This window comes from Bacillus sp. ISL-78 (genome assembly GCF_018613455.1).
GTDB classification, from domain to species: Bacteria; Bacillota; Bacilli; order Bacillales; family DSM-1321; genus Peribacillus; species Peribacillus frigoritolerans.
In genome coordinates this window covers 296,339-311,290 of sequence record NZ_JAGGQC010000004.1, presented here as the reverse complement: position 1 = coordinate 311,290, position 14,952 = coordinate 296,339, and the positions used below count along the sequence as shown (strand labels likewise).

At 43.9% G+C, this 14,952-nt stretch carries 16 protein-coding genes and 1 tRNA gene; 1 reads left to right on the top strand and 16 read right to left on the bottom strand.

Annotation, left to right across the window (positions count from 1 at the left end; all coding sequences use genetic code 11):
- Positions 1–117: 117 nt before the first annotated feature.
- Positions 118–189: transfer RNA gene (locus J7I96_RS07060), tRNA-Arg, on the bottom strand.
- Between the two features lie 289 nt (positions 190–478).
- On the opposite strand from J7I96_RS07060, the gene clpP reads away from it, so the two are divergent.
- Positions 479–1,084: an ATP-dependent Clp endopeptidase proteolytic subunit ClpP gene (gene clpP / locus J7I96_RS07055; RefSeq protein WP_214773013.1), complete on the top strand. Its 606-nt coding sequence runs from the start codon at positions 479–481 to the stop codon at positions 1,082–1,084.
- Positions 1,085–1,184: 100 nt separating this feature from the next.
- On the opposite strand, the gene J7I96_RS07050 is transcribed toward clpP, so the two are convergent.
- The 15 genes from J7I96_RS07050 to J7I96_RS06980 form a co-directional block, all read right to left on the bottom strand.
- Complete coding sequence (locus J7I96_RS07050; RefSeq protein ID WP_048688029.1) at positions 1,185–1,442, bottom strand: HPr family phosphocarrier protein; 258 nt, start codon at positions 1,440–1,442, stop codon at positions 1,185–1,187.
- Positions 1,443–1,462: 20 nt separating this feature from the next.
- Complete coding sequence (gene whiA / locus J7I96_RS07045) at positions 1,463–2,416, bottom strand: DNA-binding protein WhiA (protein WP_034309971.1); 954 nt, start codon at positions 2,414–2,416, stop codon at positions 1,463–1,465.
- A 67-nt stretch (positions 2,417–2,483) separates the two neighbouring features.
- Positions 2,484–3,470 carry a gluconeogenesis factor YvcK family protein gene (locus J7I96_RS07040; protein WP_214773012.1) on the bottom strand — a complete coding sequence of 329 codons (987 nt, stop codon included), beginning with the start codon at positions 3,468–3,470 and terminating at the stop codon, positions 2,484–2,486.
- Entirely contained in the window at positions 3,460–4,359 is a 900-nt protein-coding gene (rapZ, locus tag J7I96_RS07035) for an RNase adapter RapZ (RefSeq protein ID WP_214773011.1), read from the bottom strand. Before rapZ ends, J7I96_RS07040 begins: the two co-directional genes overlap by 11 nt.
- A 44-nt stretch (positions 4,360–4,403) precedes the next feature.
- Positions 4,404–4,862, bottom strand: coding sequence for an NUDIX hydrolase (locus J7I96_RS07030; protein ID WP_034309963.1), 459 nt, complete (start codon positions 4,860–4,862; stop codon positions 4,404–4,406).
- A gap of 556 nt (positions 4,863–5,418) precedes the next feature.
- Positions 5,419–6,366: a thioredoxin-disulfide reductase gene (gene trxB, locus J7I96_RS07025; RefSeq protein ID WP_034309960.1), complete on the bottom strand. Its 948-nt coding sequence runs from the start codon at positions 6,364–6,366 to the stop codon at positions 5,419–5,421.
- Positions 6,367–6,469: 103 nt separating this feature from the next.
- Entirely contained in the window at positions 6,470–7,972 is a 1,503-nt protein-coding gene (locus J7I96_RS07020) for a tetratricopeptide repeat protein (protein WP_214773010.1), read from the bottom strand.
- A gap of 210 nt (positions 7,973–8,182) precedes the next feature.
- Positions 8,183–8,839 (bottom strand): bifunctional phosphoribosyl-AMP cyclohydrolase/phosphoribosyl-ATP diphosphatase HisIE, encoded by a 657-nt coding sequence (gene hisIE, locus J7I96_RS07015; RefSeq protein WP_214922676.1) that lies wholly within the window; start codon positions 8,837–8,839, stop codon positions 8,183–8,185.
- Positions 8,836–9,594 (bottom strand): imidazole glycerol phosphate synthase subunit HisF, encoded by a 759-nt coding sequence (gene hisF / locus J7I96_RS07010; protein ID WP_063595784.1) that lies wholly within the window; start codon positions 9,592–9,594, stop codon positions 8,836–8,838. The genes hisIE and hisF overlap by 4 nt, the downstream gene beginning before the upstream one ends.
- Positions 9,595–10,329 (bottom strand): 1-(5-phosphoribosyl)-5-[(5-phosphoribosylamino)methylideneamino]imidazole-4-carboxamide isomerase, encoded by a 735-nt coding sequence (hisA, locus tag J7I96_RS07005; RefSeq protein WP_214773008.1) that lies wholly within the window; start codon positions 10,327–10,329, stop codon positions 9,595–9,597.
- Entirely contained in the window at positions 10,326–10,958 is a 633-nt protein-coding gene (hisH, locus tag J7I96_RS07000) for an imidazole glycerol phosphate synthase subunit HisH (RefSeq protein ID WP_054398702.1), read from the bottom strand. Before hisH ends, hisA begins: the two co-directional genes overlap by 4 nt.
- The gene (gene hisB, locus J7I96_RS06995) at positions 10,959–11,546 is read right to left on the bottom strand and encodes an imidazoleglycerol-phosphate dehydratase HisB (RefSeq protein WP_048688005.1); all 588 of its coding nucleotides are present in this window, start codon (positions 11,544–11,546) and stop codon (positions 10,959–10,961) included.
- Between the two features lie 94 nt (positions 11,547–11,640).
- Positions 11,641–12,933 (bottom strand): histidinol dehydrogenase, encoded by a 1,293-nt coding sequence (gene hisD, locus J7I96_RS06990; RefSeq protein WP_214922677.1) that lies wholly within the window; start codon positions 12,931–12,933, stop codon positions 11,641–11,643.
- Between the two features lie 26 nt (positions 12,934–12,959).
- On the bottom strand, positions 12,960–13,589 hold the full coding sequence (gene hisG / locus J7I96_RS06985; RefSeq protein ID WP_063577570.1) for an ATP phosphoribosyltransferase: 630 nt from the start codon (positions 13,587–13,589) through the stop codon (positions 12,960–12,962).
- Positions 13,582–14,766 carry an ATP phosphoribosyltransferase regulatory subunit gene (locus tag J7I96_RS06980; RefSeq protein ID WP_214773005.1) on the bottom strand — a complete coding sequence of 395 codons (1,185 nt, stop codon included), beginning with the start codon at positions 14,764–14,766 and terminating at the stop codon, positions 13,582–13,584. The genes hisG and J7I96_RS06980 overlap by 8 nt, the downstream gene beginning before the upstream one ends.
- Positions 14,767–14,952: the final 186 nt, after the last annotated feature.

Below are 14,952 nucleotides of genomic sequence, written 5' to 3'. Positions count from 1 at the left end.
CGGCAGTGCAGGATTCGATGGAATATTACGGAAAACGAGCAAATTCAGCAAAAATTTTAACTCTCCTAAAAATGACCAATAAAAAATCCCCCACTTTATTAAGCAGAAGATTGGTAATGCCCTCGGCAGGAATCGAACCTGCATTTCAAGCTTCGGAGGCTTGCGTTCTATCCGTTGCACTACGAGGGCGTAATAGAAAATATTTTTTTAACAGACTTCATTATATGATAGAATCCCCTCCTTTGCAAGGGTTATCAGGTTTAAAACTTTATCATTTGGGTATTATGGGTAATGTGGAAATTCATCCCTGTACGGCATAATATATAAAACAATCTATCAGGAAGGAGCCTTAGCCAGAAAATTGTCGAACAAATTATCCATAATAGGGTTTGTTTTGTTTGACCTAAATTGACCAAAAAGTGTATCATACATACATAAAGAATTTAAATGATTCTCTTAATCGAAGGAGGAAATGAACATGAATTTAATTCCTACAGTTATCGAACAAACAAGTCGTGGGGAGCGTGCCTACGATATTTACTCCCGTTTATTAAAAGACCGGATCATTATGCTAGGAAGTGCAATTGACGATAATGTCTCCAACTCCATTGTTGCTCAATTACTATTTTTAGAAGCGGAAAATCCTGAAAAAGATATCACTCTATACATCAACAGCCCTGGCGGAAGCATCACTTCCGGTATGGCCATTTACGATACTATGCAATATATCAAACCTAATGTATCGACAGTATGCATCGGTATGGCCGCTTCCATGGGTGCTTTCCTATTGGCCGCTGGCGAAAAAGGCAAACGCTTTGCGTTGCCAAACAGTGAAGTCATGATTCACCAACCACTTGGAGGAGCTCAAGGTCAAGCTACGGAAATTGAAATTGCTGCCCGCCGTATCCTTCACTTGAAAGATAAGCTGAACCAAATCTTGGCAGAACGTACGGGACAACCTATCGAAGTCCTTCAAAGAGATACGGAACGTGATAACTTCATGACTTCCGAAAGAGCTCTTGAATATGGCTTGATTGACAAAGTCATCACACGCAGCGTTCTTGATGATAAAAACTCTAAGTAATCCTGCAACAAAAGAAAGGCTCCGGAGATCGCGATAAGCGACTTCCGGAGCCTTTTTTACATGATAAAAGAAAAGGATGCACACTTAGGCATCCCCTTTTTTAACCCTCTTGCTGAACGAACTCTTCCAATGCTTCCAACGCTTCTTTTTCATCGCGTCCTTCGACGATTAACTTCACGGACACGCCAGAACTGATGGCAAGGCTCATTAATCCCATTATACTTTTTGCATTCACTTTCTTTCCTTCTTTTTCAAGAAAAACATCTGAATGAAAGCGGTTAGCTTCTTGTACAAAAAGAGCCGCCGGCCGAGCTTGCAAACCCGTTTTCAATTTTACCTCAACTTGTTTCTCCACCATCTTGATCTCCCCTGTTAGCTTTATTTTTTCGCAGCAATAGCCTCTCCCCCACGGAGCCTGTCAGCTATTTCATCAATCTTTCTCAATCGGTGATTAATCCCGGACTTACTGATGGTTCCCCCGGATACCATTTCCCCAAGTTCCTTTAAGGTTATATCCTGAAACGCTATCCTAAGCTCCGCAATTTCCCGAAGCTTATCCGGTAAAATGCTAAGTCCTACCGTATCCTCGATATAGTGGATATTTTCAACCTGGCGCAATGATGCCCCGATCGTTTTGTTCAAATTGGCTGTTTCACAATTCACAAGCCTATTCACTGAATTACGCATATCACGGACAATCCGTACATCCTCGAACCTTAATAAAGCTGAATGGGCGCCAACTATACTTAAAAACTCGGCAATCTTTTCGGCTTCTTTCAAATAAATGATGTACCCCTTCTTGCGTTCAAGCGTCTTGGCCTTCAAGCCAAACTTATTCATTAGCTCACAAAGGGCATCATTGTGCTCTTTATAAAGTGAGAAAATCTCAAGGTGATAGGAAGACGTTTCCGGATTGTTTACCGAACCCCCTGCAAGAAATGCACCTCTTAGATAAGAACGCTTACAGCATTTCTTCCCAACAATAGTATCGGATATATCATGGAGAATTTCAAAACCATCGCCTAATATTTCCAAATCGGTTAAAACCCGCTGCCCTCCGGATGACATCCTGACAATATATACATTGTTCTTTTTAAGCTTCATCTTTTTACGGACCAACAGCTCGACCTGGACCTCATAACTTTTTTTCAGCAGCGTATATATCCTTCTGGCAATCGCAGCATTCTCAGTTTGAATATCCACAACAAGCTTCCGATTAGAAAATGAAAGGGATCCGTTCATCCGGATAAGCGCACACAATTCGGCTTTACCGCAGCAATCCTTTCCCTCTAATGTTGTAAGCTCTTTTTTTGTTTCTGAAGCAAAAGACATCCATTTCACCCCCAATCGAACGCAGGTATTCTATTTTTATCAATCAAAAAAACGTCCCCGCTTATATCTACGGAACTATGTGGCTTTTTGTTTCATTTACAAGCATATTATAAAGCAAATCCGCCACTTTTTTCGTATCATGGCGTATTACATTCCCTTCATAGCTGAAAATGCGTTCTTGTATGATTTCAAGCCCCATCATTTTTAAACTTTCCACATCATACATGACCGGTTTTGCATATTCAGCTTGATACCGCTGCTGAATCTCGGTTGGTATTTCCTCATTATTAACAAGTATCCTGTCAATATATGCATTTCCCATATGGTCATATATCGCTTTTATATGATCACTCGCGCTATAATCCAGAGTCTCGCCGGCTTGTGTCATCAAATTGCAAATGTACACCTTCTTCGCCTTGGAACGGGCAACCTCTTCTCCTAATCCAGGGACAAGTAAGTTAGGCAGAATGCTAGTATATAGGCTTCCTGGACCTACGACTATAAGATCTGCCTGCTTGATTTCCTGGAGAGTTTCACTAAGCGGCTTTATATGATGAGGAGACAGGAATACTTTTTTTATTTTCTTTCCTGAGAAGGGAATCTTGGACTCTCCAGTAACAACCGTTCCGTCATCCATCTCTGCATGGAGAACCACACTTTGGTTGGCAGCCGGAAGCACTTTACCGCGGACATTAAGGAATTTACTCATTTCCTGGATCGCATGGACGAAATCCCCGGTCAGCGAAGTCATTGCCGCCAGTATCAAATTGCCCAGCGAATGCCCGGACAACTCATTTTTACTCTGAAAGCGATGCTGAAACATTTGTTCAACAAGGGGCTCTACATCCGATAACGCAGCCAGCACGTTACGAATATCACCCGGAGCGGGAATATCCATATCCTCGCGAAGGCGGCCTGAACTTCCACCATCATCAGCAACCGTTACGATTGCCGTTATATCCACCGGATGCTTCTTTAACCCTCTCAACAAAACAGGAAGGCCGGTTCCTCCTCCGATGATCACAACCTTAGGCTGTTTCTTTTTATCTAACATCTGCTTTCCCCTTACTTTTTTCGATATCGCGATGTGATACTTGAACCCTGTAATCCTTTTTGAAGTGGTTTGAAATATACTCCGTCAATGCTACAGAACGGTGCTGACCGCCTGTACACCCAATCGCAACAACAAGCTGTGCTTTCCCTTCACGTTTATAATACGGAAGCATGAAAGCGAGCAGATCGGTCACTTTTTCCAAGAATTTTTGCGTCTCACTCCATTTTAAAACGTAACTCGACACTTCCTTTTCCAAGCCTGTCCTTGGCCTCATATGGTCAATATAATATGGATTTGGCAGGAACCGTACATCGAACACAAGGTCGGCATCTATCGGCAGACCATGCTTGAACCCAAACGACATGACATTGACTGTAAAACCGACACTTTTATCGGCAGAAAACTCCGAAGCGATTTTCTCCCGCAATTCGCGCGGTTTCAGTTGGGAAGTATTAAAGATCAACTGGGCCCTTCCCTTCAATTCGTCCAAAAGTTCCCGTTCCATTTTAATGCCTTCCAATGGCCGGCCTAATGGAGCAAGGGGGTGGGTCCTTCTCGTTTCCTTATACCTGCGTACCAAGGAATCATCATCAGCCTCAAGAAAAAGGATTCTTGGTGATACTGCAGCTGCATCCGTTAAATTATCCAGTGCAAGAAATAAGGAATCAAAAAATTCCCTTCCCCTTAAATCCATGACAAGAGCCACTTTATTCATCTTATTCCCGGAGTCCTTCATTAACTCCAAAAACTTTGGCAACAGCGTGGGCGGCAAATTATCGACGCAAAAAAAGCCGAGGTCTTCAAAACTTTGAACCGCCACCGTCTTACCTGCTCCGGACATTCCGGTAATGATGACCAATTGCGTTTCACTCATCTGCCCTGTACTCATAGTTTCTCCGCCCCCATATATAACATCTTTTTTATATCTAAAAATTAACCTGGATCCAACCGGTAAGAAAGCAGCTTGAACTCTGGCGTATAGGTAAAGGTTCCATAGATGATCCCACTGCCATGAACCATATAGTCCAGGATGTGAAAATCACCTTCGGCCATCATCAGCTTTTTAACATCTTCAACCGGATGCCAGCTAAGTTCCCCTTCTTCACAAACATCCACATTTACACCATCGGAATCCGTTGCAAAGAAAGTGAACATCATCCATTCTGATAAAACTTTATCTCCGTCCTTCATGATGAAGGTGAAAATACCTTTGATGGAAGGGTTTTTTAAATAAACGCCCGTTTCTTCGCGATATTCCCTAATGCAAGCATCGCGTACAGACTCCCCAGGTTCCATCTTGCCGCCGGGAGCTACCCACCATCCGCGTCTAGGCTTTTTCAATAAGAGGATTTGATTATCTCTGATCAATACACAGTTTGTGACACGTTGCACGTTCTTCACCTCGATTGGCTCTGCTCGACTATAGAAACCTTCACCCCCCGTGCTGAAGAGATTCAGTTTATATCCTTAAACCGCCGCTAGATATCCATTTGGCGATTTACAAATGCTAATAGTTCAAACAAGTTGTATTTTTCATCTTCTTACCATTATGAAAGATGTATATGTTTAGTATATCTTATCATTATACTATTTTTAAAATGAGCTAACAATAAAGTAAACTTCCTGCACTGGGGGAATCTTCATTCGCAAGGAATCAAATAGGTAAGCCTTTATCCTGCTTAACTCCTATTCTTCTCCACTTTCGCTTCCTAAATGCAAAGGAACGACTTGCTTCACATTAAAAACCGCTTGGATACATCCTAAAAATTGGAACTAAAGATATAGTCTCAAAGCAGGAAAACAAAAAAAAGACACAGAAACTTATTCTGTGTCCTTAAACGTTTATAATTAAAGGGGGTCAACTTCTATCCCCTACTATACCGAATCATTATTTCACGCATGTTACAACATCGTTAAAACGGAATTACGATTGTATATTCTTGTGAAATCAAGCCTTTGGCTGCAATTTTTCTTGAAGTTCCTCAACAAAATGCTGAGCGGATTGGGCGGCAATGCTTCCATCGCCTGTAGCTGTAACGATTTGGCGCAATGTTTTTTCACGAACGTCACCTGCAGCGAAAATACCAGGTACGCGTGTTTCCATCCGATCATTCGTTTCAATATAACCTGTTGAATTCAAGATGCCCAAGTTTTCAAATGGTTTCGTTAGCGGAAGCATTCCGATATAAATGAATACACCGTCTGCATCCATCACTGTCTCTTCTCCGTTTTCAGTGGAAACTAGTGTGACACCGCCGACCTTGCCGCCTTTTTCATTGATTTCCTTCAAAGTGTGATTCCAGATGAAGTTAATTTTCTCATTGGCAAATGCACGATCTTGAAGAATCTTTTGAGCACGAAGTTCGTCACGTCTGTGAACGATCGTCACTTTTGAAGCAAAGCGGGTTAAGTACACACCCTCTTCAACAGCAGAGTCTCCGCCGCCGATAACGAACAGTTCTTTTTGCTTGAAGAATGCACCATCACAAACTGCACAATACGATACACCGCGGCCGCCCAATTCTTTTTCGCCAGGAACGCCGATTTTCTTGTATTCGGCACCAGATGAAATGATGATTGAACGTGCTTTGAATTCCTTTGAACCGGCTTTGATCGTTTTATACTCTTCACCGTCAATGATTTCCTTAACATCCCCATAGGCATACTCCGCACCGAATTTCTTTGCATGGTCAAACATTTTCGTTGAAAGTTCAGGTCCGAGTATAGTGTCGAATCCAGGATAATTTTCAACTTCCTCCGTATTGGCCATTTGCCCGCCCGGTACTCCGCGTTCTAACATCAATGTTGAAAGGTTCGCACGTGATGTATAGACAGCCGCCGTCATCCCTGCTGGACCAGCTCCAATAATAACAACGTCATAAATTTTTTCAGACATGTTTTCACTCCTCCATATTCCATTACAAATGGAACCTTCACTACGGTTAGTGTTCCCTACCTATTATCCTATATAACAAATAATTTTTCGTCCAAATATCTGCTCATCCGAGTAAGTTTTGAACCAACTTCACGTACTTCGATAAGGTGGACACCGAAATGAAATGTTTGTCTGCGATTGCCTGTTTGCTCGCCTTCTCACTTTTAAGCTGAGTCCACACATACTCCACCGCAGATGCCCATCCTGCAGGATTATTTAGCTTCTGCTCGGATTTCACCGCTTCGATGAAAACGGAAAACCACATTAAATAGAGCCCGGCTTCATTTAATTGTATCGGTTGGAAATGCTGATATAATAACTCAGCTGTGCGATCGGCAAAATCAATCGGTGTTAACTGGCGATCTTTAGCAGGAACTTGAACAAGTTCGGCATAATCACGTTCCAATTCAGTGAAATTCTGGTTTAGGTTGAGGACCTGGTTTTTCAATAGCTTCTGTTTATGAACCGAATGTTTCAGAAGGAAAATGGCAAAAAGCCTTTCTTCGATGAATTCACTTTCCAGCCTTTTTATAATAGAAGGAAAATGGTGTTCAAAACCATCTGAAGTTGCATTCATATCTCCCCAAGGCTCCATGCCTTCCTTTTCCGGGTTCATTTCCACGACCCTTTTCCATGCCTTTTTGGCAGCCTGTTCATGGCCTAAGTGATAAGCGGAAATGGTAAGCCAATAGTAGAAGGTTCCATCTCCTTCGAACCCTTGCTTTTGAAGTCCTTTCAGCCAATTATATGCAGAAGCATAATTGCCGATCAGAGCGAAGGTCGCTCCAAGCTTGAAACGATGTTCGGATAGCATCGGCCTAATTTTCTCCAGCATCTGTATGAGCTCTTCAACCTTTGCCTCATCCTGTTGATAATGATGAAATACAACAAGGTTACAAAGCGCATGCAGGTTTCCCGGACTTTTTTCCAGTACCTCATCAAGTGTTGCAAAAGCTTCATTCACTTGACCAAGATAGAAATAGGCAAGTGCCAGGTTATTATAAGCGGACCAGTAATCCTCATACTCGGCAATCGTTTCTTTCAGCACTTCGATCGCCTTCGGGAAATTGCCTGATTCCAGGTACTCTCGGGCTTGTTCCTGTTTGGTAATGAGCCCATCATGCTTAAAGGGGTTTTCTTCTGACTCATCCGACTCAAAAGTTATCAATTCAAGCAGATCCTCCGCGTCATCGCTGAACTCCCCGTCTTCTTCTTTATCAAGGTAAGCACTGGCGTGACGATAAGCCTCCTTGAACATGCCTAAGTGGGCATAATTATTCGCCAGGAAGTAATGACATTCCGACATATAGGGATCCATCACATCCAAGATGTTTTCCAAAAGGTTGTTTGAATAATTATATTCACCGATTTCCGAGCAAGTGATTGCCAATTGACAAGCTATCATCGGTTCAGCAGGTTCAAGTTCCAGCGCACGTTCCAGGTATTTCTTTGATTTAGGTAATTCCCGTCTATGATAAGCTTTTAAACCCTTGGTGAAATAATACTCACCTGTTGGGTGAAAGGTTAGAATTTTTGCCTGTTGGCCAAATTTAGAGTCTTTACTCATGTAATCCTCCATCTACAAGTTGATTAACCATAGTATTATAACATATTGGAGAAAATTTGCCGAACAATTCAAGAAAATGGAAAACGGGTACCATCATGCTATTTTCAAGAAAAATTAAAGCATTTTCCTTGTCATACGGGGACTCAAGATCACTGCTCGCGATCGTAAATACATATAAAAGCCCTCCTATTGACGGAGGGCTTTCACCATTCATTCGGTTTCTTTCGGTTCGTCCTTATCGGCATGTCTAGCCTTCAATACATCAAGCACCGCTTGGAAAGGCAGCTCCTGCTCTTGAAGAAGAACGAATAAGTGATAGAGGAGATCGGCACTTTCCATCGAAAGTTCCTCTGCATCACGGTTCTTAGCAGCAATGATCACTTCCGACGCTTCTTCACCGACTTTCTTCAGTATCTTATCCACGCCCTTATCGAATAGGTAGGTCGTATATGAACCTTCAGGCATTTCCGATTTTCTTTTTTCAATCAGTCTTTCCAATTCCGTCAAAAAAGTCACATTCGCCTTCACGTCTTGTCCGGCTTCACCATTTTGGTAAATCGTTTCGCTAAAACAGCTTGTTGCCCCTGTATGGCACGCAGGACCTGCAGGCACGACCCGAACGACCAATGCATCTTGATCGCAGTCATACTTCATTTCGGTGATTTTCTGGATATTGCCGCTGGTTGCTCCTTTATGCCATAATTCATTGCGCGAACGGCTGAAGAAAACCGTTTCCCCTTTTTCAATCGACAATTGCAGAGATTCTTGATTCATGTAAGCAAGTGTCAGCACTTCGCCTGTTCCTGCATCTTGAATGATTGCCGGTACCAGACCTTTTTCATCGTATTTAATAGTTTCAAGATTCATCGTACAACCACTCCTTGTTGTTTAAGAAACGCTTTGACTTCTTTAACGGATGTTTCTTTATAATGAAAAATCGATGCCGCTAATGCTGCGTCGGCTTTCCCTTCTTGGAAGGCTTCCTGGAAATGTTCAGCGTTGCCTGCCCCGCCAGAGGCGATGACCGGAACTGAAACGGCTTCAGATACCGTTTTTGTCAAAGCGATATTAAACCCTTGTTTCTCGCCGTCACAATCCATGCTTGTCAACAAAATTTCCCCAGCACCGCGGGATACGGCTTCCTTCGCCCACTCGGTCACTTCCCATTCAGTCGGTTTCCGGCCTCCGTGGGTATATACGCGCCAAGACCCAAGCCCTTCATCATATCGGGCGTCTATGGCAACCACGATACATTGGGAACCAAAATAATCAGCACCTTCATTAATTAAATCCGGACGCAGGATGGCTGCTGTATTTAAGGATACTTTATCGGCACCAGCCCGCAGGATCTTCTTCATATCCGCCAATGAATTAATGCCGCCGCCCACCGTGAACGGGATTGCCAAGCTGCCCGCTACCGCTTGAACGACGTCGACGATCGTTTCCCTGCCTTCATGTGATGCGGAAATATCCAGGAAGACAAGCTCATCGGCACCTTCTTGGTCGTAAAAGGCTGCAAGTTCAACCGGATCTCCAGCATCCCTAAGGGAAACGAATTGTATGCCCTTGACTACGCGCCCATCTTTTACATCGAGACATGGAATAATTCGTTTAGTGAGCATTTAACCACGCACCTTTTCTAGTGCATCTTCTACAGTAAAGCGGTTGGTATAAAGTGCCTTGCCAATGATAGCCCCTGCAATTCCTTGGGCTTCATACTCCTTGAGGGTGATAAGGTCTTCGAGTGAACTAATGCCTCCTGAAGCAATCACGTTTTTACCAGTTGCCTCCGCCATGGCCAATATACCTTTCACATTCGGGCCTGAAAGCATGCCATCCGTCGCGATATCAGTCACGATAAAGGTCTCGGCACCAGCATCGGCCAGTAGTTTGCCAAGATCTACCGCAAGGGTTCCGGACGTTTGAAGCCAGCCATGAGTGGCAACCTTACCATCCTTCGCATCGATCCCGATTGCAATATGGCTTCCATACTTCCTAATCATATCTTTAGTGAAATCAGGGTCTGAAACGGCCGAGCTGCCTAGAATGACACGTTCAACTCCATTATCCAGATAATGGGCTATATCCCGTTCCGTTCGGATGCCTCCGCCGATTTGAATGCGGGCGCCTAACTCACTTGCCGCTTTAATTACGTATGAATCATTGATTCTTACTCCCTCTTTAGCTCCGTCAAGGTCGACCATATGTATCCAACCGGCTCCTTGGTCCGCAAAGCTTTTAGCCATATCGAAGGGGGAATCACCATAAACGGTTTCCTGATCGTAATCTCCCTGGATTAAGCGGACGCATTTGCCTCCGCGCATATCAATCGCCGGGTAAATAGTAAAGTTGCTCATGCTTCTTCCTTCCCTTCTACTAATGACAGATAATTTCTCAAGAGTGACATGCCCATATTCCCGCTTTTTTCCGGATGGAACTGCATGCCGAATACATTCCCTTTACCGACGATCGCCGGCACTTCCACATCATAAGTCGCCGAAGCGGTCACGAATGATTCATCTGTATCGACGTAGTATGAATGGACGAAATAAACATGCTCCTCTTCCAGCCCCTCATTCACTGGTGATGCGTGTTTGAATTCAAGTCGATTCCAGCCCATGTGAGGCACTTTATAAACCTGGTCATTCGCATCCACTCCCTTAAAACGAACGACTTTTCCCGGGATGAGGGATAATCCTTTTGCCGGTCCATTTTCCTCACTTTCATCAAAGAGAAGCTGCATACCAAGGCAGATGCCTAATAGATACCCCCCATCCGCTACATATCCCCGCAGAAATTCATCCAGCTTTTGTTTTTCCAAGAGACTCATGGCATCCCTGAAAGAGCCAACGCCGGGAAGTATGATTCCTTTCGACTTTGAAAGTTCTTTTGGGTCATCGGAAATGAATGAATCGGCACCAAGGCGCTCAAGCCCTTTACTTACAGAAAATAAATTCCCCATGCCATAATCGACGATCCCGATCATTTACAACATTCCTTTCGTCGAAGGGATGCCTTTGACACGTGGATCGATTGTCGTAGCTTCATCCAATGCACGTCCAAGCGCTTTGAATATTGCTTCGATCATATGATGTGTGTTGTGACCGTAATGAACGACTACATGAAGGTTCATCCTGGCTTCAAGAGCGAATTTCCAAAGAAACTCGTGCACCAGTTCAGTATCGAAAGTACCGACCTTTTGCGAAGGAAACTCAGCCCGGAACTCCAGATGCGGACGATTGCTTAAATCGATGACAACCTGGGCGAGTGCTTCATCCATAGGTACGAATGCATTTCCGTAACGCTTTATCCCGCGCTTGTCTCCAAGGGCCTCCAATAACGTCTGACCCAAACAAATGCCAATATCTTCAGTTGTATGGTGATCATCCACGTCTGTATCCCCATTTGCATCTACTGTCAAATCAAACTTCCCGTGTTTCGTGAACAAATCCAGCATATGCGTCATAAACGGAACGCCGGTCTTAATGGAGGAATTACCTTCCCCATCCACATCAAACTTCAAACTTATTTCCGTTTCATTCGTCTTTCGCTCCACACTAGCAAAACGTTCCATTACAGCTCCTCCTCAACGGGGTAAGACCCCTTTTCCCAAGATGTAAAAGCATGTCTAAAGTCTTTATTTCATTGATTTAACTGATTTCACTTATTTAATCTTCAGGACCTTTTCCCGATTCATTCACACCACGTGATTCAATGGCACGGGCATGGGCCTCAAGTCCTTCCATTCGGGCAAATGCTGCGATTTTTTTTGCATTTTTGCGGAAGGCCGTTTCACTATACATGATGATGCTCGATTTCTTTTGGAAATCATCCACATTCAGCGGGCTGGAAAAACGGGCGGTTCCATTGGTGGGCAACACATGATTGGGGCCTGCAAAGTAATCCCCGACGGGCTCCGAGCTAAAGCGGCCAATGAAGATTGCACCGGCATGGCGGATTTTAGCCATGATTTCAAGTGCATCTTTGGTCACAATTTCCAAATGTTCCGGTGCAAGTTCATTAATCGCTTCAACAGCTTCTGCCATATTCCCGCATACAACGATTCTTCCATAATCCCTTATCGATGCTCCAGCAATATCATTACGTGGAAGCAACGCCACCTGCTTGGTCACTTCTGCTGCCACTTCTTCTGCAAGAGACGTAGAAGTCGTGACCAAAACACTGCAAGCCCGGGCATCATGCTCAGCCTGTGATAACAAGTCTGCCGCTACTTCTTCAGCGATGGCCGTTTCGTCCGCCAATATCGCTATTTCACTTGGACCTGCTATCATATCAATGGCGACATCCCCGAATACTTCGCGCTTCGCTAACGCCACATATATATTTCCCGGACCCACTATTTTATCCACTTTCTTAATTGTTTCCGTCCCATAAGCGAGGGCAGCTATGGCCTGAGCCCCGCCAACTTTATAGATTTCCTTAACTCCGGCAATTTTGGCTGCTGCCAAAACCGCTGGCGATAATTTCCCATCTTTCCCTGGAGGAGATACCATAACGATCCGTTCCACCCCCGCGGCCTTCGCAGGCAGGGCATTCATCAATACTGACGAAGGATAGGCCGCTGTGCCTCCAGGTACATAAACACCTACTGCATCAAGAGGTGTCAATTTTTGTCCTAGCATCGTTCCCGTATCATCAGTCGTAAACCATGAATTTCGAATTTGTTTCTCGTGAAACATTCGGATATTATTCGCAGCTTCTTGAATAATCTCAAGCTGCTCAGCAGTCAATGCCGCTGACACTTCTTCCATTTCCTGCTCCGATACAAGCAAGTCCCCTGGACTGACGCCATCGAAACGTTCGGTATAGGTACGTATAGCTGCGTTTCCGCTTTTCCTGACATCATAAATAATATCCTGAACCGCTTTTCTTTGATCGGCAGTACCTGCTTCAACCGAGCGTTTCAGGGAAATCCCTTCAGCAAACCGTTCTATTTTCATACCTTCACCTCATTAGCGATTCTTTACTATTCAATAATTTCTGCTAGCCGTTCCACGATTTCAGTAATCCTTGCTTCTTTAATTCGATAGCTGACAGGGTTTGCCACCAGCCTCGAAGTCACATTGGCGATTTTCGCATATTCCACAAGACCGTTTTCCTTCAATGTCCGCCCAGTTGAAACGATATCGACGATTCGTTCAGCTAAACCTATTAACGGTGCTAACTCTATAGACCCATTCAACTTTATAATCTCGACTTGCTCCCCCTGCTCGCGAAAATAACTGGAAGCAACATTCGGGTATTTACTGGCTATTTTGGGGGCGATGTCACTTATTTTCGTACCAGGCAGTCCAGCTACAGCCAAGTAGCAGGCACTGATTTTCAAATCAAGTAACTCATAGACATCACGTTCTTCCTCTAGCATGACATCCTTCCCTGCAATTCCAATGTCAGCGACGCCGTGTTCCACATAGGTTACTACATCCATCGGTTTAGCTAAAATGAACCGCAGATTCTCTTCTTCCACTTCAAGAATCAATTTCCGGGAATCATCAAACTCGGGAGGGAGACGAAAACCGGCCTTTCTTAATAGCTCTGCCGCTTCTTCAAATATTCTACCTTTCGGCATGGCAATCGTTAAAAAGCTATTATTCATCTTTTCCATTCCCCCCATTCCCCACGAATAAATGAACTTCAGAAAATGTCCGTGTAAAAGCATCGACATTTTGGACGACTGTAATATCTTGAATCGTTACCAATTTCCCTTCGGAGCGTTTTTCCCTTGCAAAACCGATCGCTTCCAATCTTCGTTCGGGACTGAATAAAATACATTCTGGCGCGACAGGCTGAATCGGCTCCCCAAGAGCTTCTGCAAGACGATCCACCCGGATCGCAAAACCTGTGGCCGAAGCATTCCAGCCGAACTTCTCAAGCAGATTATCATACCGGCCGCCATTGCCGATTGGAAAACCGACTTGTCCGGCATACACTTCAAATAAAGTTCCCGTGTAATAACTCATATGACTGACCAATGTTAGGTCGAAGCTCACATATTGTTCAACGTCAAATTCTTTTAGCTGCGCAGACAATTCCTTCAGTTCAGCCAAAGAATCTTGCCCTTTATTATTTTCAACCAACCCTAGCGCCTTTTCCATGGTTCCTTCACTGCCACGTAAGGAGGTAAATTCGATAAGCCGTTGTTTATCAATGGATGAAAGCGGCAGTGATTTAACATGCTCGCGATATCCAACATAATTTTTTTCATACAAAAACTTCCTTAATATAGAGGCCCTTTCCTCCGTACCTAGAATGCTCAAGAAAAACTCTTGCAGAAATCCGATATGTCCAATGGAAATTTTAAATTCCTGAAGCCCTGCAGCCTTTAGAGCATCCGCAAGCAGGGCAATCATTTCAGCATCGGCACTTATTGACTTATTTCCGATACATTCAATGCCAATCTGTTCGAATTCTGCCGGCCTGCCTCCTTCACGCTGCTGTGCCCGGTATACATTCGCGGAATAGGCCAGGCGAAGCGGAATTTGCTGTTTTAACAGTTTGGATGCTGCGACCCGTGCGATGGGCGCTGTCATCTCGGGACGGAGTACGAGCGTATGCCCCTGGGAATCAAGAAGTTTAAACAACTGTTGATCCAATATTGCTGAAGCCTCGCCAATTGTTTCATAATATTCCAAAGCTGGCGTTTCAATAAATTGATAGCCCCACTTCTTGATTTCATCACTCATTTTATTTCTGGCCGACACTTTCGTTTCATACAGCACCGGCAATGTATCTCTCATGCCTAATGGCTTTTCAAACATAAATGGCTTTGTCACGACTGCACATCCTTTTGAAATATTGATTACTATCTATATATCCAATCGGTCCGCCTATAGGCAAAAACCGATGCACCCATTCCCTATTTTGTTTATCCCTTTATCTTTCCAAGGTTTTCACGCTTAAATCCAAATTTCGGATAACATATAAAAATAGTATCAAATAAAATGACATAATCCTATAAA

Coding starts and splice junctions, on each gene's coding strand:
- clpP (WP_214773013.1), top strand. CDS start 479: ATGAATTTAATTCCTACAGTTATCGAACAAACAAGTCGTGGGGAGCGT.
- J7I96_RS07050 (WP_048688029.1), bottom strand. CDS start 1,442: ATGGTGGAGAAACAAGTTGAGGTAAAATTGAAAACGGGTTTGCAAGCT.
- whiA (WP_034309971.1), bottom strand. CDS start 2,416: ATGTCTTTTGCTTCAGAAACAAAAAAAGAGCTTACAACATTAGAGGGA.
- J7I96_RS07040 (WP_214773012.1), bottom strand. CDS start 3,470: ATGTTAGATAAAAAGAAACAGCCTAAGGTTGTGATCATCGGAGGAGGA.
- rapZ (WP_214773011.1), bottom strand. CDS start 4,359: ATGAGTACAGGGCAGATGAGTGAAACGCAATTGGTCATCATTACCGGA.
- trxB (WP_034309960.1), bottom strand. CDS start 6,366: ATGTCTGAAAAAATTTATGACGTTGTTATTATTGGAGCTGGTCCAGCA.
- J7I96_RS07020 (WP_214773010.1), bottom strand. CDS start 7,972: ATGAGTAAAGACTCTAAATTTGGCCAACAGGCAAAAATTCTAACCTTT.
- hisIE (WP_214922676.1), bottom strand. CDS start 8,839: ATGAATCTTGAAACTATTAAATACGATGAAAAAGGTCTGGTACCGGCA.
- hisF (WP_063595784.1), bottom strand. CDS start 9,594: ATGCTCACTAAACGAATTATTCCATGTCTCGATGTAAAAGATGGGCGC.
- hisA (WP_214773008.1), bottom strand. CDS start 10,329: ATGAGCAACTTTACTATTTACCCGGCGATTGATATGCGCGGAGGCAAA.
- hisH (WP_054398702.1), bottom strand. CDS start 10,958: ATGATCGGGATCGTCGATTATGGCATGGGGAATTTATTTTCTGTAAGT.
- hisB (WP_048688005.1), bottom strand. CDS start 11,546: ATGGAACGTTTTGCTAGTGTGGAGCGAAAGACGAATGAAACGGAAATA.
- hisD (WP_214922677.1), bottom strand. CDS start 12,933: ATGAAAATAGAACGGTTTGCTGAAGGGATTTCCCTGAAACGCTCGGTT.
- hisG (WP_063577570.1), bottom strand. CDS start 13,589: ATGAATAATAGCTTTTTAACGATTGCCATGCCGAAAGGTAGAATATTT.